Origin of the sequence: Acidiphilium sp. C61 (genome assembly GCF_905116885.1) — a bacterium.
Lineage (GTDB): Bacteria > Pseudomonadota > Alphaproteobacteria > Acetobacterales > Acetobacteraceae > Acidiphilium.
In genome coordinates this window covers 974,265-994,122 of the sequence record NZ_CAJHNI010000005.1, presented here as the reverse complement: position 1 = coordinate 994,122, position 19,858 = coordinate 974,265, and the positions used below count along the sequence as shown (strand labels likewise).

Below are 19,858 nucleotides of genomic sequence, written 5' to 3'. Positions count from 1 at the left end.
GGATGCTGACGGAATTCAACAGCATCCCCGCCACAGAGGCCGAACAGGGCATCGTGTCCGACCTGGTCCGGACGCTCGGACCGATTTCCTTCACCCTGCAGCAGACCGCCGACCGGATCCCGACGATCTGGATCGATCGCGACATCCTGCATGCCGTGATCCGGCACCTGCGCGATGGCGCCGTACAGCGGTTCCAGATGCTCTACGACCTCACCGCGATCGACGAACGCCAGCGCGTCCATCGCGATGGATTGCCAGCATCCGATTTCACCCTCGTCTATCACCTCGTCTCCTTCGAGCGGAACGATGATGTCCGCATCAAGGTCCCGCTCGCCGAGGGCGCGCTCGAGGTGCAAAGCATCGCGGATATCTGGCCTAACGCCAATTGGTACGAACGCGAGGTCTGGGACATGTTCGGCATCGGCTTCGCCGGCCACCCGACCCTGTTCCGCATCCTCACGCCGCCGACCTGGACCGGTCATCCGCTGCGCAAGGACTACATCGCCCGCGCCACCGAGATGGGCCCCTACATCCTCACCGAGGAGAAGGAGCGCGCCGAACAGGAGGCGCTGCGCTTCAACCCCGAGGCCTGGGGCATGAAGCGGCACAGCGAGAACTCCGACTTCATGTTCCTCAATCTCGGCCCCAACCACCCCAGCGTCCACGGCGTTTTTCGCATCATCCTCCAGCTCGAGGGCGAGGCAATCGTCGATGCGGTGCCCGAGATCGGCTTTCATCACCGCGGCGCCGAGAAGATGGCCGAGCGCCAGTCCTGGCACACCTACATCCCCTATACCGACCGCATCGACTATCTCGGCGGCGTGATGAACAACTTCCCCTATGTGATGGCGGTCGAGCGCCTCGCCGGGATCGAGGTGCCGTCCCGCGCGCAGATGATCCGCATCATGCTCGCCGAGCTGTTCCGCATCGCCAGCCATCTCGTGTTCTACGGCACCATGTCGCAGGATGTCGGCCAACTTTCGCCGGTCTTCTACATGTTCTCCGACCGCGAGCGGGTGTTCCAGATCATCGAGGCGATCTGCGGCTTCCGCATGCATCCCGCCTGGTTCCGCATCGGCGGCGTCGCGGCGGACCTGCCGCAGGGCTGGGACCGGATGATCCGCGACTATCTCGGCTACCAGTCGAAGCGGCTCGATGAATACGACAAGCTCGTCATGCGCAACCGCCTCTTCAAGGCCCGCACGATCGGCGTCGGCGCCTACACGCTGGAGGAAGCGCTGGACTGGGGGGTGACCGGCCCCGGCCTGCGGGCCTGCGGCCTTGGCTGGGACTATCGACGCCAGCGCCCCTATTCCGGATATGACCAGCTCGAGTTCGACATCCCGATCTGCCACAACGGCGACTGCTACGACCGCGTGGTGGTCCATATCGAGGAAATCCGCCAGAGCCTGCGCATCATCCGCCAGTGCCTCGAAAACATGCCGCCCGGCCCCTACAAGTCCGACCACCGGCTGACCACGCCGCCGCTCAAGGAGCGGACGATGCAGGACATCGAAACCCTGATCACCCATTTCCTCAATGTCAGCTGGGGCCCCGTGCTGCCGCCCGGGGAGGCGATGGTCAGCATCGAGGCGACCAAGGGCATCAACGGCTATTACCTGGTCGCCGACGGCGACACCGTCTCCTACCGCACCCGCATCCGCACCCCGTCCTTTCCCCATTTGCAGATGATCCCGCTGATCAGCCGCGGCGCCTATGTCGCCGATCTGATCGCGATCATCGGCAGCATCGATTTCGTGATGGCCGATGTCGACCGCTGAACACAACCCGGCGTCCGCACCGCTCGATCCCGCCCTGCGGGAGACGATCGCGACGTTTCTGCGCGAATCCGAAACCCCGCGCGCCGCCGGCATCGATGCGCTGAAGGCAGTGCAGAAGCGCCACGGCCATGTCTCCGACGATCACCTCGCCGAAGTGGCCGCCCTGCTCGGCATGACTCCCGCCGAGCTCGACGGCGTCGCCACCTTCTACAACCTGATCTTCCGCCGCCCGGTGGGCCGCCACGTCATCCTGCTGTGCGACAGCGTGGCCTGCTGGGTCATGGGCGCAACTGCGGCGAGCAACCTGCTGCGCCAGCGCCTCGGCATCGAGCCGGGGGAAACCACGACGGATGGCCGGTTCACCCTGCTGCCGATCGTCTGCCTCGGCTGCTGCGACCGCGCCCCGGCGATGATGATCGGCGACGACCTGCACGGCAACCTCACCCCCGAGCGGATCGAAACGATCCTGGAGCAATACAGGTGATGCCGATGGCGGACAGACCCCTCACTTCATGCATCCAGCCGGGCCGCCAGCCGCTCGATATCGCCGGCTACGAGCGCGCCGGTGGCTACGCGGCGATGCGCAAGGCCTTCGGCATGTCGCCGGAAAGCGTCGTCGAGGAGGTCAAGCGCGCGAAAGTGCGCGGCCGCGGCGGCGCCGGCTTCCCCGCCGGCCGCAAATGGGAAGGCGCGCCCCGCGGAGCGGACGCCCCGCGCCACCGTTACCTCGTCATCAACGCCGACGAGATGGAACCCGGCAGCTTCAAGGACCGTCTCCTGCTCGAAGCCGCGCCGCATCTGATGATCGAGGGGATCATCATCGGCGCCTTCGCGGTCCAGGCCGAAACCGCCTACATCTTCGTCCGTGGCGAATACGTGCTGGCGATGGAACGGCTCTCCCGCGCCGTGGCCGAGGCCGAGGCACGCGGCTATCTCGGCACCGACATCCTGGGCTCTGGTTTCTCGCTCACCATCCACGTCCATGGCAGCGGCGGGCGCTATATCTGCGGCGAGGCCAGCGCGTTGTTCTCGGCACTGGAGGGCAAGCGCGCCGTGCCGCGCACCCGCCCGCCGCGCTCGACGACCAGCGGCCTGTGGGGCAAGCCCACCGTCGTCAACAACGTCGAAACGCTGTGCTGTGTGCCGTCCATCATCGAGCGCGGCGCCGACTGGTTTCTCGGCCTGAGTCGCAGCGCGACCGAAGGCGGCACCAAGCTCTACGGCGTCAGCGGCCGGGTCAACCGCCCCGGTCTGTGGGAACTGCCGGTGGGCACGCCGCTCAACGAAATCATCGAGGAACATGCCGGCGGCATGCGCGAGGGCTACGAGGCGCGCGCGGTGCTGCCCGGCGGCGCGTCGACCGCGTTCATCATGCGCGAGAATTTCGACGTCCCGATGGATTTCGACTCCGTCGGCAAGATCGGCAGCTGGCTCGGTACCGCCAATATCCTGGTGCTGGACCAGAAGCGCTGCCCGGTCGGCCTGCTGCGCAACATCGAGCATTTCTTCGCCCAGGAATCCTGCGGCTGGTGCACCCCCTGCCGCGACGGCCTGCCCTGGGTCGAGCGCATCCTCACCGCGCTGGAAGCCGGCGAGGGCGAGCCGGATGACATCGAGCTGCTCGCCCATCACGTCGACTTCCTCGGCCCCGGCCGCACCTTCTGCGATCTCGCCCCCGGTGCGATGGCGCCGCTCCGAAGCGGCCTGAAGTTCTTCCGGGAGGAATTCGAACGTCATGTCAGCGAGCGGCATTGCCCCTGGCACGACACGGCGGAGGGCTGGACATGACGACCTTCGAGGTGGACGGCAAGACCCTGACCGCGAAGCCCGACGAAAACCTGCTCCAGGCCTGCCTCGGCGCCGGGCTCGATCTGCCGTATTTCTGCTGGCATCCGGCGCTCGGCTCGGTCGGCGCCTGCCGGCAATGCGCCGTCAAGCAATATGACGGGCCGGACGACGAGACCGGCCGCATGGTCATGGCCTGCATGACCCCGGTGCCCGAGGGCGCGCGCTTCTCGATCGCCGATCCCGAGGTCGCCGCCTTCCGCGCCAGCGTGATCGAATGGCTGATGGTCAATCACCCGCATGATTGTCCGGTCTGCGAAGAGGGCGGCGAATGCCACCTCCAGGACATGACGGTGATGACCGGCCACACCTACCGTCGCTACCGCTTCACCAAGCGCACCCACCTGAACCAGGATCTCGGGCCGTTCATCAAGCACGAGATGAACCGCTGCATCGCCTGTTACCGCTGTTCGCGCTTCTATCGCGACTATGCCGGCGGCCGCGATTTCGATGTCTTCGCCGCCCACGATCACGTCTATTTCGGCCGCCACGCCGATGGCACGCTGGAAAACGAGTTCAGCGGCAATCTCATCGAGATCTGCCCGACCGGCGTTTTCACCGACAAGACGTTTTCCGCGCATTACGTCCGCAAATGGGATCTGCGCGGCGCACCCTCGGTCTGCGCCCATTGCGGGCTTGGCTGTAACACCATCGCCAATGCCCGCGCCGACCGTCTCCGCCGCATCGTCAATCGCTACAACGGCGCGGTCAACACCTATTTCCTCTGCGACCGCGGCCGGTTCGGCTACGGTTTCGTCAACGAGGCGGATCGTCTGCGCGCCCCGCTCCGGTGCTGCGACGATGGCAGCCAGGCTGCGATCGATCGTGACGATGCGCTCGCCCGTCTCGCCGCCCTGCTGCGCGCCGGCGAAGCCGTGATCGGAATCGGCTCGCCGCGCGCCTCGCTGGAATCGAACTACGTCCTGCGCCAGCTCGTCGGTGAACAGAATTTCTATCCTGGCGTCAGTGCGGGCGAGGCGCGCCTGCTGCGCCTTGTCGCCGACATTCTTGGCTCCGGCGCCGTCCATGTCCCCTCGCTGCGCGAAATGGAAACGGCGGATGCGGTGTTGGTGCTCGGCTCGGACCTGCCCAACGCCGCCCCGCGCGCGGCGCTCTCGATCCGGCAGGCCGCGCGCGGGGCCGGCATCGCGCGCGCGGCGGCGGCGAAAATCCCCGCCTGGCAGGATACCGGCGTGCGCAATCACGCCGGCGACACGCGAAGCCCCGTCTTCATCGCCACCCCCGCCTCGACACGGCTGGACGACATCGCGCAGCGCGCCCTCCGCGCCGCACCGGACGACATCGCCCGCCTCGGCTTCGCGGTGGCCGCCCGCATCGACAACGCAGCGCCGGACGTTCCCGATCTGTCCGCAGACCTCGCCGCCGCCGCGCGCGAGATCGCCGACGCGCTGCTTGCCGCGCCGAACCCGCTCGTCGTCTCCGGCGTCGAGAGCGGCGAGGAGAGCATCGTCCGTGCCGCCGCCAACATCGCCATCGCCTTGCGTGCCCGCGGCAAGACGCCGGCGCTGCTGCTGAACGTGCCCGAATGCAACAGCCTCGGCCTCGCCCTGATGACGGCAGGGGAGGCCAGTGTCGAAACCGCGCTGGCGCGGCGGGCGCCCCTTGTCATCGTGCTCGAAAACGACCTCCATCGCCGCGCGCCCGCGGCGGTGATCGAGGCCACGCTTGCCGCCTCGCGCCTCGTGGTGCTCGACCATTCCGAAAGCCCCACCACGCGCCAGGCCGATCTCGTCCTGCCTGCAGCGAGTTTCGCCGAGGCCGAAGGCACCCTGGTCAATGCCGAGGGGCGGGCGCAGCGTTTCTACCCGCCGATCATCGCGGAGGACGCTGTCGTCGAATCCTGGCGCTGGCTTGTTGCCGCCGCCCGCGCCGCGGGGCTCGCCTCCTGCGAGAGCCTGACCACCACCGACGCCATCGCCGCCGCGCTGGCCGCCTCGTTGCCGCACTTCGCCACCCTGCCGGCTGTCGCGCCGCCGGCGGATTTCCGGGTCGTCGGCTCCCGCATCGCCAGTGAAACCCGCCGTTATTCCGGCCGCACCGCAATCGATGCCGGGCGCAACGTGCACGAGAAGAAGCCGCCCGTCCCGGCGGACTCGCCGTTCAGCGCGACGATGGAAGGCCATCACGGCACCATCCCGCCGGCCCTGCGCCCGGTCTTCTGGGCGCCGGGCTGGAACTCGGTGCAGTCGCTCAACCGCTTCCAGGCGGAAATCGACGGCCCGCTCAAGGGCGGCGATCCCGGCGTGCGCCTGCTCGAAGCCCGGCCGGACGCCGCGCGGCCCTACGACGCATCGATCCCCGCCGCGTTCTCTCCGCGGCCGGACGATTGGCGCGCGATCCTGCTGCCTCGCGTCTTCAATGACGATGAACAGGCCGGCCGCGCCCCGCCCATCCGCGAACGCGCGACACCGCCCGCCCTCGTCCTCAACGCCGAGGACGCCGCCTCCCTCGGCGTCGCCGCCGGCCAGGCCCTGGCCTGCGAGATCGGCGATGCGCGGGTAGAATTGGCGGTCGAGATCGACCCCGCCTTGCCGCGCGGCATCGCCGGGCTCGCCGGCCTCGCGCACAAGGCGCACGCCATCCCTGACTTGCTGCGGCTGCGCCCGGCGGAGCCGCCCGTGTCATGACCCACGGCAACGAGATCGTCATCGGCCTGCTGAACGTTGTGATCGGCCTCGCGGTTCTGATGGCGGCCGCCGGCCTGCTGACCTGGATCGAGCGGCGCCTGCTCGGCTTCTGGCAGGACCGTTACGGCCCCAATCGCGCCGGCCCCTTCGGGGTGCTCCAGGTCGTCGCCGATGGAATCAAGCTGCTGTTCAAGCAGGACTGGATCCCCCCCTTCGCCGACCCGGTCATCTTCGTCCTCGCCCCGGCGATCTCGATGGTCACGGTGATGCTCGCCATCGCCGTCGTCCCGGCGACCCCGATGATCGGCATCATCGGCAACCTCAATGTCGGCCTGCTGTTCTTCCTCGCCATGAGCGGGCTTGGCGTGTACTCGGTGGTGCTTGCCGGCTGGTCGTCGAACAACAAGTTCTCGCTCCTCGGCGGCATGCGCGCCGCAGCCCAGATGGTGAGCTACGAGGTCTTCATGGGGCTGTCGCTGGTGGGCGTGGTGATGCTCGCCGGCTCCTTCAACCTCACCGATATCGTCCACAGCCAGCTTCATCTCTGGTACGTGGTGCCGCAATTCATCGGCTTCGTCGTTTTCTTTCTCGGCGGTATCGCGGAAACCCATCGCCTCCCATTCGACCTGCCCGAAGGCGAGAACGAACTCGGCGCCGGGTTCCATACCGAGTATTCCGGCATGAAGTTCGGCATGTTCTTCGTCGGCGAATATATCGGTATCATCGTCGTCTCGGCGATGACGACGGTGCTGTTCCTTGGCGGCTGGTACGGCCCGCTGCTGCCGCCCTTTCTCTGGTTCGCGATCAAGACCGGGTTTTTCGTCGCCTTCTTCATCCTGCTGCGCGCCGCCTTGCCGCGCCCGCGCTACGACCAGTTCATGGCGTTTGGCTGGAAAATCCTGCTGCCGCTCACCTTGCTGAACATCCTCATCACCGGCGCGCTGATGCTCGCCGGGCCGGCCATATGAAGGGGAGGGGATCATGCTGAGTTCGCTGGTCACGCTCTGGTACACGTTCCTGCACCTGTTCCAGCGCAACGTGACGGTATCCTATCCCGACGAGATGCCCTATCTCGCTCCGCGCTATCGCGGCCGGATCGTGCTCACCCGCGACCCGGATGGCGAGGAACGCTGCGTCTCCTGCTATCTCTGCGCGGTCGCCTGCCCGGTCGACTGCATCAGCCTGCAGAAGACCGAAGCCGAGGGCCGCTGGTATCCCGAATTCTTTCGCATCAATTTCTCCCGCTGCATCTTCTGCGGCTTCTGCGAGGAAGCCTGCCCGACCTATGCGATCCAGCTCACCCCCGATTTCGAGATGAGCGAATACGACCGGCAGAACCTCGTCTACGAGAAGGAACACCTGCTGATCAGCGGCACCGGCAAGTATCCCGACTACAATTTCTACCGCGTCTCCGGCCTCGCGATCCCGGGCAAGGACAAGGGCGAGGCCGCGCGCGAGCGCAAGCCGATCGACACGCGCAGCCTGCTGCCATGAACGCGGACGGGAAGGGGAGGCATAACGGATCATGAACGCCACCTTCGTCATCTCCGCGATCATCGCGATCGTCGCGACGGCGATGATGATCACCCGCCCCTCCGCCGTGCACGGGCTGCTCTATCTCACGGTCTCGCTGCTCGCCGTCGCCCTCGTGTTCTTCGTGCTCGGCGCGCCCTTCGCCGCGGCTCTGGAAGTCATCATCTATGCCGGCGCCATCATGGTCCTGTTCGTCTTCGTGATCATGATGCTGAATATCGGCGAGGAAGCGGCCCGGCTCGAAAGCAGCTGGCTGCACCCCGCCACCTGGTTCGGCCCGTCCATCCTGGCCCTGCTGCTGGCCATCGAACTCGGTGCGGTCGCCATCTCCGGCGGCCTGCCGCACCCCGCCTCTGCGGTGATCAGCGCCCATGCGGTTGGCGTCGCCCTGGTCGGCCCCTACATGCTCGCGGTCGAGCTTGCCTCGTTCCTCCTGCTCGCCGGCCTGGTCGCGGCATTCCATCTCGGCCGCTCCGTCATGGGAACGGACTAGCGCGATGGCAACGGTTCCGCTCGACCAGGGTCTGCTGCTCGCCGCGATCCTCTTCGCGCTGGGCCTCGTCGGCGTGCTGGTCCGCCGCAACCTGCTGTTCATGCTGATGTCGCTCGAGGTGATGCTCAACGCGGCCGGCGTCGCCTTCATCGTCGCCGGCGCCCGCTGGGCCTCGCCGGACGGGCAGATCATGTTCATCCTCGTGCTCACGCTCGCCGCGGCGGAAGTCTCGGTCGGCCTGGCACTCATCCTGCTGATGCACCGGCGGATTCCCACGCTCGATGCCGATGCCGGCGACGGTCTGAGAGGGTAGGCAGATGCAGCATGTCCTCTGGCTCGTCCCCACCCTGCCGCTTCTCGGCTCGATCGTGCTGATGCTCGGCACCGGGCGCCTGTCGCACCGCGCCGAGGCGCTGATCGGCGTGCTCTCGGTCGGCCTCGCCGCCATCATCGTCTTTGCCATCGCCGGCGCCTTCCTGCTCGACCCGCCGGCCGGCGCCGCCTACCAGCAGGCCCTGTGGCGCTGGTTCGCGGTCGGCCATTTCTCCTTCGGCCTCGCCCTGCGGGTCGATCCGCTCTCGCTGCTGATGATGCTCATCACCAGCGGCGTCGGCTTCCTCATCCATCTCTTCTCGACCGAATTCATGGAAGGCGAGGACGGCTACGGCCGCTTCTTCGCCTATCTCAACCTCTTCGTCGCCGCCATGCTGCTGCTGGTGATGGCCGACAATTTCCTCGCCCTCTATGCCGGCTGGGAAGGGGTCGGGCTCTGCTCCTACCTGCTGATCGGCTTCTGGTGGCGCGACCCCGCCAACGGCCTCGCCGCACGCAAGGCCTTCATCGTCACCCGCGTCGGCGACACCGCCTTCCTGATCGGCCTGCTGCTGATTGCCAGCCGCCTCGGCACGCTGAACATCGCCGGGGCGATGCGGGATGCCGCCCACACCTGGCATGTCGGCTCGCCGGCCGCGACGCTGATCGCCTTCCTCCTGCTCGGCGGCGCCGTCGGCAAGTCCGCGCAATTGCCGCTGCAGACCTGGCTGCCCGACGCGATGGCCGGCCCCACCCCGGTCAGCGCGCTCATCCACGCCGCGACAATGGTCACCGCCGGCGTCTACCTCATCGCCCGCACCCATGTGCTGTTCCTGCTCGCGCCGGCGGCGGAAATCACCGTCGGCATCGTCGGCGCGGCGACCCTGCTGCTCGCCGGCTTCAGCGCCCTCGCGCAGAACGACATCAAGCGCATCCTTGCCTATTCGACGATGAGCCAGATCGGCTACATGTTCCTTGCCCTCGGTGTCGGCGCCTGGCGCGCGGCGATGTTCCACTTCATGACGCACGCTTTCTTCAAGGCGCTGCTGTTCCTCTCGGCCGGCGCCGTCACCATGCGCCTGCATCACGAGCAGGACATCTACCGGATGGGCGGCCTGGCCCGGCGCCTGCCCGCCGCCTTCTGGAGCTTTCTGATCGGCAGCGCCGCCCTTGCCGCCCTGCCGCTGATCACCTCGGGGTTCTACAGCAAGGAAGCGATCCTCTCGGGCGCCTGGGCCGATGGCAATGGCGGCCGCGTGCTCTGGCTCGCCGGCGTGATCGGCGCCTTCGTCACCGGAATCTACATTTTCCGCGCCGTCTTCATCGCGTTTTTCGGCGAGGAGCATACCCATGTCAGTGGCTCCTACGGCTGGCGCGTCATCGTGCCGCTGTTGGTGCTCTCGGTGCTGTCGCTGGTCGGCGGCTTCATCGAACTGCCGTCGGCCTTCGGCCACGTCACGCTGCTCTCCAGGCTCCTCGCCCCGGTGCTGCCCCCGACTAGGGAGGTGACCGACATCACCCCGCTGCTGCTCGCCAGCGCCGCGTCCATCCTCGGCATCGCACTGGCCGCCGTGCTCTACTGGCGGCCGTCGCGCCCGCCGGCCGAAACGCCGCTCTGGCGCTTCTGGCATGGCGCCGCCGGGTTCGACCTGCTCTATGACCGACTGCTGGTCCGCCCGGTGATCTGGGCCGCCCGCGTCGACCGCGACGATTTCATCGACAGTTTCTACGACGGCATTGCCTGGGCCACGCAGGCGCTCCACCGGGCGATCCGCCGTACCCAGACCGGTCGGGTCCGCCTCTATGCCGCGAGCCTCGCCATCGGCTCGGTCGGCCTGATCGCGATCGCGGTGCTGCGATGATCCTGTTCTGGCTCCTCATCTTCCCGGCGATCGGCGGCGGGCTGGCCTGGATCGCCGGCGGCCGCAACCCGGACGCCCCGCGCTGGGTTTCGATCGCGGTGCTCACGCTCGAACTTCTCATGGCACTCCCCCTGATCGGCGCCGCCGCCGCTCCGGGCCATGGCGCGTGGATCGCGCAGCTAGACGCCCCATGGATTCCGCAGCTCGGTATCTCCTTCGAACTCGATCTCGACGGGCTGAGCCTGGTCCTGATCCTGCTGACGATCGTGCTCAGCCTCATCTGCGTCGTGATTTCCTGGACCGAGATCACCGATCGTTCCGGCCTGTTCCACGCCAACCTGCTCTGGACCACCACCGGCGTCATCGGCGTCTTCCTCGCGCTCGACCTGTTCCTGTTCTTCTTCTTCTGGGAACTGATGCTGGTGCCGATGTATTTCATGATCGCGCTATGGGGCCACGAGAACCGCTCCTACGCGGCGATCAAGTTTTTTCTCTTCACCCAGGGCAGCGGCCTGCTCATGCTGGTGTCGATCCTCGTGCTCGTCTTCAGCCACCAGCACGCGACCGGCGATCTCACCTTCAACTATTTTGCCCTGCTCGGCACGAAAATGAGCCCGACCACCGGCTTCCTGCTGATGCTCGGCTTCTTCATCGCCTTCGCCGTGAAGCTGCCGGCGGTGCCGTTCCACACCTGGCTGCCGGACGCCCACACCGAAGCCCCGACCGCGGGGTCCGTGCTGCTCGCCGGCATCCTGCTGAAGACCGGCGCCTACGGCCTGATCCGCTTCGTGGTGCCGCTGTTTCCCGCGGCGGCGCACGCCTTCGCCCCGGTGGCGATGGTGCTCGCGGTCGCCGGCATCCTCTACGGCGCGCTGCTCGCCTACGGCCAGAACGACCTCAAGCGCCTGGTCGCCTATAGCAGCATCAGCCACATGGGCTTCGTCTTGCTCGGCGTTTTTGCCTGGAGCACGCTCGCCCTGCAGGGCGTGGTGGCGCAGATGGTGGCGCACGGCATCAGCACCGGCGCGCTCTTCGTCCTGGTCGGCGCCCTGCAGGAACGCATCCACACCCGCGACATGCGGCGCATGGGCGGGCTCTGGGGGCAGGTGCCGCGCCTGTCCGCCTGCGGCATGTTCTTCGCCGTCGCCTCGCTGGGCCTGCCCGGCCTCGGCAATTTCATCGGTGAATTCCTGATCCTGCTCGGCAGTTTCCGGGCCAGCGTGGTCTTCACCGTCATCGCCACTTTCGGGCTGGTCGCCGCCGCCGCCTATTCGCTGCTGCTGGTCCAGCGCGCCTTCCACGGCGCGGTACAGGAACCGACACACCATCACACGATCGCCGATCTCTCGCCGCCGCATCTCGCCGTCATGGCGGTGCTGGTGGTCGCCATCGTCGGGCTCGGCCTCTATCCGCAGCCCGTCTTTGACGAGGTGGCGCCGGGCCTGTCGGCCGTGCAGCACAGCGCCGCGGTCTCGGCTTCACTGCCCCAACACGTCGCGGAGCGCGCGCCATGACCGCCCCGGCCATGACCGCCCCGGCCTTCGCCGCCTTCGCGCCCTTCACCCTGCTCGGCGCGGTGACGATCCTGGTCATGCTGCTGATCGCCATCCGCCGCGATCACCACCTCGTCGCCCTTTCGACCATCGCCGGCCTGCTGCTCTGCTGCATCGCCCTGCCGCTCGCAGCCCCCGCATCCCCCGTCGCCGTGACGAAGCTTTTCATCATCGACGGCGCCGCCCTGTTCTACGCCGGCCTGGTGCTGGTCTCCGCCCTGGTCGTCGCCGTGCTTTCCTGGATCTACCTCGACCGGGTGGGCGAGGGGCCGCGCGAGGAATATTATCTCCTCCTGCTCACCGCGACGCTGGGCGCCGCCATCCTGCCGGCGAGCGTGCATTTCGCATCGTTCTTCCTTGGCATTGAAACGCTGGGCATCTCGCTGCTCGGGCTGATCGCTTATGCCGGCCCGCGCGGCGCCGGAGCCGAGGCCGGCACCAAATATCTCATCCTCAGCGGCGCCGCCTCCGCCTTCCTGCTGTTCGGCATGGCGCTGATCTATGCCGCTTTCGGCTCGATGTCCTTCGACCGCATCGGTGCGCTCGCCCATCAAGCCGGCCCGGCCGATCTCTACCGTCTCGTCGGCATCGCGCTCATTCTCGCCGGCGTTGCCTTCAAGCTCTCGCTGGTCCCGTTCCACATGTGGACGCCCGATGTGTATGAGGGGGCGCCCGCGCCGGTCACCGCTTTCATCGCCGTGGTCTCGAAAATTGCCGTCTTCGCCGTGATCCTGCGCTTTTTCGCCCTCGCCGGCGGCCATGCGGATGCCTCGCTGCGCGCCGGCATCGCCGCGGTCGCGATCCTCTCCATGCTCGCGGGCAACCTGCTCGCCTTGCTGCAGACCAACGTGAAACGACTGCTCGCCTATTCCTCCATCGCCCATCTGGGCTATCTGCTCGTCGCCTTCCTTGCCGCGCCGGCACTCGGCGTGGATGCCGCGGCCTATTACCTCGCGGCCTATGCGGTCACCAGCCTAGGTGCCTTCGGCATCATCGCGCTGCTCAGCGCGCCGGGTGCGGAGCGCGATGCCGACCGGATCGAGGATTACCGCGGCCTGTTCCGCACCCGCCCGTTCCTCGCCGCGAGCTTCGCATTCATGCTGCTCTCTCTTGCCGGCATGCCGCCGACAATGGGTTTCATCGCGAAATTTTATCTTGTCGTTGCCGGTGTTGGCTCCGCGATGTTCTGGCTGGTCGCTGCACTTGTTCTCGGCAGCGTGATCGGATTGTTTTATTATCTGCGCGTGTTGATCGCGATGGGCTTGCCGCCCTTGCAGGAGGATGACCCTGCTCGTCGCCTGAGGGTGCCGATATCGGGCAGCGCTCTGATCGGTATCATCACTGTGGTACTCGTGGTTCTGGGAACTTATCCTGCGCCCGTTATTTCCCTGATAAAGGTAATGCTCGGATAGCGCATCATCCGATCGGATGATGCTTTAAGATGCAGTTGCGTTTTGCATGGCTGGCTCCGCGCGCAGATCATTTAAGTACTGGTCCTGCGCGAGCGGAGGGATCATAGTTTTGAGACCGGGATACTGGAACGGCTCCCAGACTTCGCCGACTGGTCATTTTGATCGGATGTCCAAGGGGAGCTTTGAGCAATGGTCGTCTTGCGCGCGCTGGTCTCGTTCTCTTTCCGGCGTTCGTGACAAGAGCCGTATCGCCACTGCGGAGAACAAGCGATGACAACAATTCGACAAATTCTCGATCAGAAGGGCTGGGGGGCTGTCGTCCTCAAGGGGCGTCAGTCGATACCCCAGGCCGCGAGGTTTCTTGCAGCGAAGCGGATTGGTGCGGCGCCGGTGGTCGACGATGCCGGCCGACTTATCGGCATGCTGTCCGAACGGGACATCATGAGAGCCGTAGGTGACCTTGATGGCGACATCAAAAACCGCACCGTGGCGGATCTGATGACACGACTGGTCGCATCATGCACGCCCGATGTCACCATTCTGGACGCCATGCTGGCCATGACCACCAATCGGTGCCGTCATCTCCCCGTGTTCGAGGACGATACACTCGCGGGGCTGGTCAGCATCGGCGATCTCGTCAAGGCTCGGATCGAGGAGGCCGAATTCGAGGTCGACTCCCTGAGGGCCTATATCGTCTCGTGAGAGGCGCCATCGCGATGGAGGCTTCGAGGCAGCGTTACAAAGATGGTGCCGACACCCAGGATTGAACTGGGGACCTACTGATTACGAATAAGGTAGTTTGACCGCCTCACCCTGTATCAAGCCGCCTTATCCCACCCTGATAGTGTTCCGAAAAGCCTTGCATAATGCCTGAACTATGCCTTAGGGCTGTTTCAGGTTGTTTCAACCTGCTTCATGCTATCCGGGATTCCATGAAGCACGGGAGAGGCACAAAGCGAGGCACAAGGCATGACCGTCCGATTGACCGAGACTGCGATCAATTCCGCGATCCGCCGGGTGAACGAAACCGGCAAGATGATCGAACTGATCGACTCAGCTACCGCCGGTCTCCGTCTCCGCATCACGCCCCGAGGCCGGCGCGCTTGGGTCATGGCATGCCGCGATGGCTGGGGGAGCCTGAGGCGGTTTCCGGTGGGGGAATACCCCCAGATGGGCATTGCCGACGCCCGCGCCCGTGGCGCTATCGTCCGGGCCGAAGTGAAGGGCGGAGCCGACCCCATAGCGGACGCCCGGCGGCGGCGGCAGATAGCCAAGGAAGGGCGGGACGGTATCGGAACGCTGGGCGCGCTGCTGGACCTCTATGCCAAGCTGCACGGGGAACACCTGCGAAGCTGGCCGGAGCAGATAGGCCGCATCAAGAGCGTGTTCGGGAAACTGATCGACGTTCCGTTACCCAAGATCACGCTGGTTGATCTGCAACTTGCCGCCGATGGCTGGCCGGCGCGGCAGTCTGCCGGTGCGGCGGTGCGCTACATTCGCCCGGCCCTGAAATGGGCGAGCGCGCCGGGCCGCGCTTATGTGCCGGCGGAGATGGCCGCCTTGAGGCCGCCCGCGTCACCTGGGCGGCGGGACCGTGTTCTATCCCGCGATGAACTGGCCCGGCTGCTGCCGCTGCTGAAAGCGGGCTCGACCCCTTACGCCGCCTGTATGCGGTTCATCCTGCTGACGCTGGCCCGGCGCGACGAGGCCGTTGATGCGAGATGGCGGGACGTGGACCTAGAGGCGGGGACCTGGATCATTATCCAGCCCAAAAACAAAATACCGCACCTGATCCCCCTTTCCCGGCAAGCGCGCGAACTGCTTGCCGCAATCAAACCGGATGATGCCGGCCCTGTTGATTACCTGTTTCCGACCGGGACGGGCGGGAGGCTTTCGAACTGGCACAAGGCAACCGTCGCGATCCAGCGGGCGAGCAATACTGCCGGATGGCATCGCCACGACCTACGCCGAACGGGAGCAACGCTGCTGGGCGAGATGGGCATCATGCCCGACATCGTTGAAGCGGCGCTGAACCATGTTGCGATTCATTCAGCGCTTGCCAGCACCTACAACAAATCCCGTTACCGCCCCCAAGTTGCCGAGGCCCTGCAACTCTTGGCCGATGCCCTCGACGGTATCGAGAATGGCGCAGCGGAGGTGGTGCCGATTCGGGGGTGGGCATGAGTGCTAACGGGCGGAGATTTACACGCTACCAATCAAGCAAGCGAAAATCCCTACGGCTGTGAAAGATGCCATTCTTGCCGATGGCGCCCGATGGGCATAGGAAAGTCACAGCGGTTCACCGAATCGCAACAGATGAAAGGAGCGACCTTGCCGAAAATCTCAAGTCCACCCCGACCGATTGACTTAACATCACCCCCTGCACTGGCAACGATTGCTGAGGCGTGCGCGACATTACGAATAAGCCGCCCAACTTGTTGCCGCTGGATTGCTGCCGGGAGACTGGAAGCGGTCAAGATCGGAACGTCCGTAAGGATCAAAACCCGATCAATCGCCGCACTGGCTGCATAAAAAAACCCGCCACGCAAAGGGGCGGGCGGGACAGGGCTAGAGAACAAAAAAACCCTCAGTAAACTTAGCAAGCTACCTCTGAGACTCTAACCCTTTCCAGTCAACCCCCAGCGTGGCCCCGATAGAAAGGCTACGCCCTTGCTCTACCCCGAGCATTTGATCCGCCGCTACCCCGAGGCCCCCCGCCGCCGGGTGCTGACTGTCCGCCCGAAACCCCCGCGCCGCTGCATCGTCTCCGCGATCCAGCGTTACGACGACCGACAAACCGCACTGGTTTTCGGCTTCGCCCGGCTGGACCGGCGGGAGTCGCGCTGATGGACGGAATCACGATCCCCGCCGCGCCTGACCTCGATGCCCTCGCATCCCGCCCGCTTTGGGTGGCGTGGCACATAATCGACCGGAACAGTAAACCGACGAAAGAGCCGTTGAACCCCGCAACGGGCTACCCCGCCAAGGCAAACGATCCCTCAACCTGGGCAACCCGAGACAAGGCCGAGGCCGCCGCGCGCCGTATCGTGCAGGATGGGGCAGGTGGTATCGGAATCGAGTTGTCCGATCTGGGCGATGGCTACCGGCTGGGCGGTATCGACCTAGATACCTGCCGCGATCCCGAAACCGGACACATGGAAACATGGGCCGGGGACGTTATCGACATGATCCCGACCTATGCCGAAGTAAGCCCCAGCCAGACCGGCGCGAAGCTGTATTTCCGCTATCACGCCGATGACCTGCCCAAACTCCGCGAGGCTATGGGAACCGACTACGGCAAACTGTGGCAACGCGGTGGTGGCGACCATCCGCCCGCTATCGAGTTGCACCTGGGGAACCGCTACTTTGCGGTAACGGACGATCACCTTGCCGGAACGCCGAAGGCAATCGAACTGATCCCGACCGATGACTTACTCCGGCTGATCCGCGAAGTTGGCCCGGCATTTAAGGGCCGGAAGATGGCCGCCGCACCGCATGGGAAGCCCGCACAAGCCGCACCCGCCGCCGGGGATATCCTCGACCGTCTCGACCGCGCCGCCGCCTCGACGCCGCGCCTGAGCCGCGCGCTCGACCGTCTCGACAAGTGCGGAAGCCGGAGCGAGGCCGCGATGATGCTGGGCGCGGCATTGAAGGCGGTGGGCTGGTCATATGAGGATATGGCCGCCGCTCTCCGCGAGCATCCCGCAACAGCCGAATGGACCGCCGAAAAGGGCAATGAAGCAGGGGGTAGGGAACTCCGGCGGATATACGACAAGGCAACCGTAAGCGAAGGGCAGACCGAGAGCGCGCGCGATGCCGAGGGGTGGCCCGAAACCTCGATAGCCCCGATCCCGTTGCCGGATTCCTTGCCGCCGGTCGCATCCTTTGCCGGCGACCTCCTGCCCGATGCCTTCCGGGCTTGGGTGCTGGACATTGCAAACCGGATGCAATGCCCGCCTGACTTCCCCGCCGTCGCTGCCATCGTCACCGCAAGCGCCGTGATCGGTCGCCAGATGGGGATATACCCAAAACGGCGGGATGACTGGCTTGTGGTGCCGAATCTCTGGGGGGCTGTTGTCGGTCGCCCTTCGCTCATGAAGACCCCGGCGATTGCCGAAGCCCGGAAAATTCTGTCTCGATTGGAAATCGAGGCCCGGAAGAAATACGAGCGGGAGGTTGCCGAATACGAGTTGAACGGATCGATAGCGAAGCTGGTAGCGAAAGAGCGAACAAAGAGCGCTGGGCGAAGCATCAGGGAAGCTATGAAGGCGGGCGACGACCCGGAAAAGGCCGCCCGCGCGGCGATGGGGGCGGACGACGAGGATATTAAGCCGCCTGTCCGCCGCCGTTACGTCACGCAAGACCCGACCGTTGAAAAGCTAGGCGAACTGCTGATCGAGACGCCGCGCGGGATGCTGTTGTTCCGGGATGAACTGATCGGGCTGCTGCGTTCGATGGACAAGGACGGTCATGAGAACGACCGGGCATTTTATCTTGAAGCCTGGAACGGGAACGGGGCTTACACCTATGACCGGATCGGGCGCGGAACCATAGAAATCGACGCCGCTTGCGTCTCCCTGATGGGCGGAATCCAGCCGGGACCACTGCGTTCATACATCGCACAAGCCAATGCGGGCGGGGCTGGGGACGATGGCTTGTTGCAGCGTATGCAACTGCTGGTCTGGCCGGATCGTGGCGACGATTGGCGCAACGTTGACGAGTGGCCCGATACGACCGCGAAGACCCGCGCCTATACGGTATTCGAGCGGCTGGATCAGATTGGAGACCCGACCTCGACCGAGATTCCGACGATCCGTTTTGACGATGCAGGGCAGGACGCTTTCAACGCTTGGCGGGAGGTATTCGAGCGGCGCTTTTATGCCGAAGACATGCCCCCGGCGCTTGAAGCGCATCTGACGAAATATCGCTCTCTGGTGCCGTCGCTGGCCCTGATCTTCCACCTGATCGACACGCCCGACGCTCCGGCGGTGGGTGCAAGGCATGTCTCCCGCGCGATCCGCTGGACTGAATACCTGGAGAGCCACGCCCGCCGCCTATACGCTCAAATCCTCGACCCCGGCATGGTCGCGGCGCTGCTGCTGGCGGGGCGGCTCCCCGAGTTGCCGGAGACCTTCACCGCCCGCGACGTTTACCGGCGGGGCTGGGCCGGGCTTGACCGGGTAGCGACGGAACGGGCGCTAGAGGTGCTGGCAGACTTTCATCATGTCGTGGTGAAGACCGAGACGACCGGAGGCCGCCCCAGCGCGATCTATCGGAAAAATTTTTATGAGGCTCCCAAACCGGGAACTGACAAAACCGCCAAAAGTGACCCTAGCGGGGCTTTTGTCAGTTTTGGCAGTGACCCGAATGGGGGGTGGAGCGAAATTTTTTCGGATGAGGTGGAACTGTGAGCGCCGCCCTTTCCACCTCACCGCTACTGCCCCGGCTTCGCGCCGCCGGGGCGGAGGTGGTGCTGAGGGGGCAACGCCCTGTTGTGCAGCACGCTAGCCGGGTGCCGTCCGCACTGATGGCCGAGGCCCGCGCCCGGCGGGATGCCCTCGCCGCCGAACTGCTGGCCGAGGCCGATAACGAGGCGGCTTATCAGGGCGAGGAACGCGCCGCCGTAATCGCGGAGGGATCGGGAGACACGGCGGCGGCGGTGCCGCATCACTTGCCGGTCTCATGGGCTGATCCGACGATCCAGCCGACGCCCAGCGCGCGCTGCCGGTGCTGCCGGGGTGCGTCCTGGTGGTGCGAGGCGGAGAGGCCGAAGGGCTGGCGCTGCATGGCGTGCCATCCGCCGCTTGGCGCTGGGCAGGTGCGGGAGGTGCGGACATGACGACGAAGGCCGAACTCCGCGCCCGGATCATCTCCGCCCGCCGGTCGCACGATGCCGCAATCCGGGTGCTGGATCGGCAATGGTCCGAACTGCTGGCCCGGCTGGGCGAGACGCCAAGAGCCGATCATCCAGCCGTTATCGAGGCCGCCGCCCGCGACATGGCCCCGCTGCTGGCGTTCACATTGGAGACCGGACCATGAAGGACGCTGCCGGGCTTGTGCTGCTACTGGCCCGCGCTCTGGCTGCTGCATCCGGCGAGGGGCGGGTTGCGACACCAGCCCTGCACGCCGCCTGCCGTGCCGCGTTCCCCGCCTGGAATGTCACGCCCGCCGAAATAGGGGCGATTCTGTCGGGTGCCGGGTGGAAGCATCGACAATGGCGGGAAAGGCGCGGAAATCCTGCAATCCGTGTGCGAGGCTATGAGCCTGATCGGCTGGGGGAAGCGGAACCGGCGAGCAACGGGTAACCGCCGCGCGCGTGTCCAACCAACCGAAGGCGTGACACCTCGCACAACAAACCGTTGCAACTGAACGCGCGCGGGGGGCGACGGGAAAAGTCCCAGCCGATCCGGGATGCCGTC

At 65.8% G+C, this 19,858-nt stretch carries 18 protein-coding genes; all 18 read left to right on the top strand.

From position 1 onward, the window contains the following. Positions 1-2: 2 nt before the first annotated feature. The 18 genes from nuoC to HUW10_RS07330 all read left to right on the top strand — a co-directional run bounded on the left by nuoC (position 3) and on the right by HUW10_RS07330 (position 19,478). The gene (nuoC, locus tag HUW10_RS07415; protein ID WP_174502908.1) at positions 3-1,781 is read left to right on the top strand and encodes an NADH-quinone oxidoreductase subunit C/D; all 1,779 of its coding nucleotides are present in this window, start codon (positions 3-5) and stop codon (positions 1,779-1,781) included. Further along, positions 1,768-2,265, top strand: coding sequence for an NADH-quinone oxidoreductase subunit NuoE (nuoE, locus tag HUW10_RS07410; protein WP_174502907.1), 498 nt, complete (start codon positions 1,768-1,770; stop codon positions 2,263-2,265). Before nuoC ends, nuoE begins: the two co-directional genes overlap by 14 nt. After that, positions 2,265-3,569 (top strand): NADH-quinone oxidoreductase subunit NuoF, encoded by a 1,305-nt coding sequence (gene nuoF, locus HUW10_RS07405; RefSeq protein ID WP_174504792.1) that lies wholly within the window; start codon positions 2,265-2,267, stop codon positions 3,567-3,569. Before nuoE ends, nuoF begins: the two co-directional genes overlap by 1 nt. Further along, positions 3,566-6,274, top strand: coding sequence for an NADH-quinone oxidoreductase subunit NuoG (gene nuoG / locus HUW10_RS07400; protein ID WP_174502906.1), 2,709 nt, complete (start codon positions 3,566-3,568; stop codon positions 6,272-6,274). The genes nuoF and nuoG overlap by 4 nt, the downstream gene beginning before the upstream one ends. Then, positions 6,271-7,242 (top strand): NADH-quinone oxidoreductase subunit NuoH, encoded by a 972-nt coding sequence (gene nuoH, locus HUW10_RS07395; protein WP_174502905.1) that lies wholly within the window; start codon positions 6,271-6,273, stop codon positions 7,240-7,242. Before nuoG ends, nuoH begins: the two co-directional genes overlap by 4 nt. Positions 7,243-7,255: 13 nt before the next feature. Then, on the top strand, positions 7,256-7,768 hold the full coding sequence (gene nuoI / locus HUW10_RS07390) for an NADH-quinone oxidoreductase subunit NuoI (RefSeq protein ID WP_007423370.1): 513 nt from the start codon (positions 7,256-7,258) through the stop codon (positions 7,766-7,768). A 31-nt stretch (positions 7,769-7,799) separates the two neighbouring features. Next, positions 7,800-8,300: an NADH-quinone oxidoreductase subunit J gene (gene nuoJ, locus HUW10_RS07385; protein ID WP_174502904.1), complete on the top strand. Its 501-nt coding sequence runs from the start codon at positions 7,800-7,802 to the stop codon at positions 8,298-8,300. 4 nt (positions 8,301-8,304) lie between these two features. Then, positions 8,305-8,613: an NADH-quinone oxidoreductase subunit NuoK gene (gene nuoK / locus HUW10_RS07380; protein WP_174502903.1), complete on the top strand. Its 309-nt coding sequence runs from the start codon at positions 8,305-8,307 to the stop codon at positions 8,611-8,613. Positions 8,614-8,617: 4 nt separating this feature from the next. Further along, a complete protein-coding gene (gene nuoL, locus HUW10_RS07375; RefSeq protein WP_174502902.1) occupies positions 8,618-10,474 on the top strand; it encodes an NADH-quinone oxidoreductase subunit L in 1,857 nt (618 codons plus the stop codon). After that, the gene (gene nuoM / locus HUW10_RS07370) at positions 10,471-11,988 is read left to right on the top strand and encodes an NADH-quinone oxidoreductase subunit M (protein WP_174502901.1); all 1,518 of its coding nucleotides are present in this window, start codon (positions 10,471-10,473) and stop codon (positions 11,986-11,988) included. The genes nuoL and nuoM overlap by 4 nt, the downstream gene beginning before the upstream one ends. Further along, on the top strand, positions 11,985-13,439 hold the full coding sequence (locus HUW10_RS07365) for an NADH-quinone oxidoreductase subunit N (RefSeq protein ID WP_174502900.1): 1,455 nt from the start codon (positions 11,985-11,987) through the stop codon (positions 13,437-13,439). Before nuoM ends, HUW10_RS07365 begins: the two co-directional genes overlap by 4 nt. Before the next feature lie 270 nt (positions 13,440-13,709). Then, entirely contained in the window at positions 13,710-14,141 is a 432-nt protein-coding gene (locus HUW10_RS07360) for a CBS domain-containing protein (RefSeq protein ID WP_174502899.1), read from the top strand. A gap of 267 nt (positions 14,142-14,408) precedes the next feature. After that, on the top strand, positions 14,409-15,623 hold the full coding sequence (locus HUW10_RS07355) for a site-specific integrase (protein ID WP_174502898.1): 1,215 nt from the start codon (positions 14,409-14,411) through the stop codon (positions 15,621-15,623). 90 nt (positions 15,624-15,713) lie between these two features. Next, positions 15,714-15,971: a helix-turn-helix domain-containing protein gene (locus HUW10_RS18675; RefSeq protein WP_366925313.1), complete on the top strand. Its 258-nt coding sequence runs from the start codon at positions 15,714-15,716 to the stop codon at positions 15,969-15,971. 138 nt (positions 15,972-16,109) lie between these two features. Continuing rightward, on the top strand, positions 16,110-16,286 hold the full coding sequence (locus HUW10_RS07345; RefSeq protein ID WP_174502896.1) for a hypothetical protein: 177 nt from the start codon (positions 16,110-16,112) through the stop codon (positions 16,284-16,286). Beyond that, positions 16,286-18,850 carry a YfjI family protein gene (locus HUW10_RS07340; RefSeq protein WP_174502895.1) on the top strand — a complete coding sequence of 855 codons (2,565 nt, stop codon included), beginning with the start codon at positions 16,286-16,288 and terminating at the stop codon, positions 18,848-18,850. The genes HUW10_RS07345 and HUW10_RS07340 overlap by 1 nt, the downstream gene beginning before the upstream one ends. Continuing rightward, complete coding sequence (locus tag HUW10_RS07335; RefSeq protein WP_174502894.1) at positions 18,847-19,278, top strand: hypothetical protein; 432 nt, start codon at positions 18,847-18,849, stop codon at positions 19,276-19,278. Before HUW10_RS07340 ends, HUW10_RS07335 begins: the two co-directional genes overlap by 4 nt. Continuing rightward, the gene (locus HUW10_RS07330) at positions 19,275-19,478 is read left to right on the top strand and encodes a hypothetical protein (RefSeq protein WP_174502893.1); all 204 of its coding nucleotides are present in this window, start codon (positions 19,275-19,277) and stop codon (positions 19,476-19,478) included. The genes HUW10_RS07335 and HUW10_RS07330 overlap by 4 nt, the downstream gene beginning before the upstream one ends. The last annotated feature ends 380 nt before the right edge of the window (positions 19,479-19,858 follow it).

Bases quoted from the DNA above. Each gene is read 5' to 3' on its own strand.
- nuoC (WP_174502908.1), top strand. From the start codon at position 3: ATGCTGACGGAATTCAACAGCATCCCCGCCACAGAGGCCGAACAGGGC.
- nuoE (WP_174502907.1), top strand. From the start codon at position 1,768: ATGTCGACCGCTGAACACAACCCGGCGTCCGCACCGCTCGATCCCGCC.
- nuoF (WP_174504792.1), top strand. From the start codon at position 2,265: ATGCCGATGGCGGACAGACCCCTCACTTCATGCATCCAGCCGGGCCGC.
- nuoG (WP_174502906.1), top strand. From the start codon at position 3,566: ATGACGACCTTCGAGGTGGACGGCAAGACCCTGACCGCGAAGCCCGAC.
- nuoH (WP_174502905.1), top strand. From the start codon at position 6,271: ATGACCCACGGCAACGAGATCGTCATCGGCCTGCTGAACGTTGTGATC.
- nuoI (WP_007423370.1), top strand. From the start codon at position 7,256: ATGCTGAGTTCGCTGGTCACGCTCTGGTACACGTTCCTGCACCTGTTC.
- nuoJ (WP_174502904.1), top strand. From the start codon at position 7,800: ATGAACGCCACCTTCGTCATCTCCGCGATCATCGCGATCGTCGCGACG.
- nuoK (WP_174502903.1), top strand. From the start codon at position 8,305: ATGGCAACGGTTCCGCTCGACCAGGGTCTGCTGCTCGCCGCGATCCTC.
- nuoL (WP_174502902.1), top strand. From the start codon at position 8,618: ATGCAGCATGTCCTCTGGCTCGTCCCCACCCTGCCGCTTCTCGGCTCG.
- nuoM (WP_174502901.1), top strand. From the start codon at position 10,471: ATGATCCTGTTCTGGCTCCTCATCTTCCCGGCGATCGGCGGCGGGCTG.
- HUW10_RS07365 (WP_174502900.1), top strand. From the start codon at position 11,985: ATGACCGCCCCGGCCATGACCGCCCCGGCCTTCGCCGCCTTCGCGCCC.
- HUW10_RS07360 (WP_174502899.1), top strand. From the start codon at position 13,710: ATGACAACAATTCGACAAATTCTCGATCAGAAGGGCTGGGGGGCTGTC.
- HUW10_RS07355 (WP_174502898.1), top strand. From the start codon at position 14,409: ATGACCGTCCGATTGACCGAGACTGCGATCAATTCCGCGATCCGCCGG.
- HUW10_RS18675 (WP_366925313.1), top strand. From the start codon at position 15,714: ATGGGCATAGGAAAGTCACAGCGGTTCACCGAATCGCAACAGATGAAA.
- HUW10_RS07340 (WP_174502895.1), top strand. From the start codon at position 16,286: ATGGACGGAATCACGATCCCCGCCGCGCCTGACCTCGATGCCCTCGCA.
- HUW10_RS07330 (WP_174502893.1), top strand. From the start codon at position 19,275: ATGACGACGAAGGCCGAACTCCGCGCCCGGATCATCTCCGCCCGCCGG.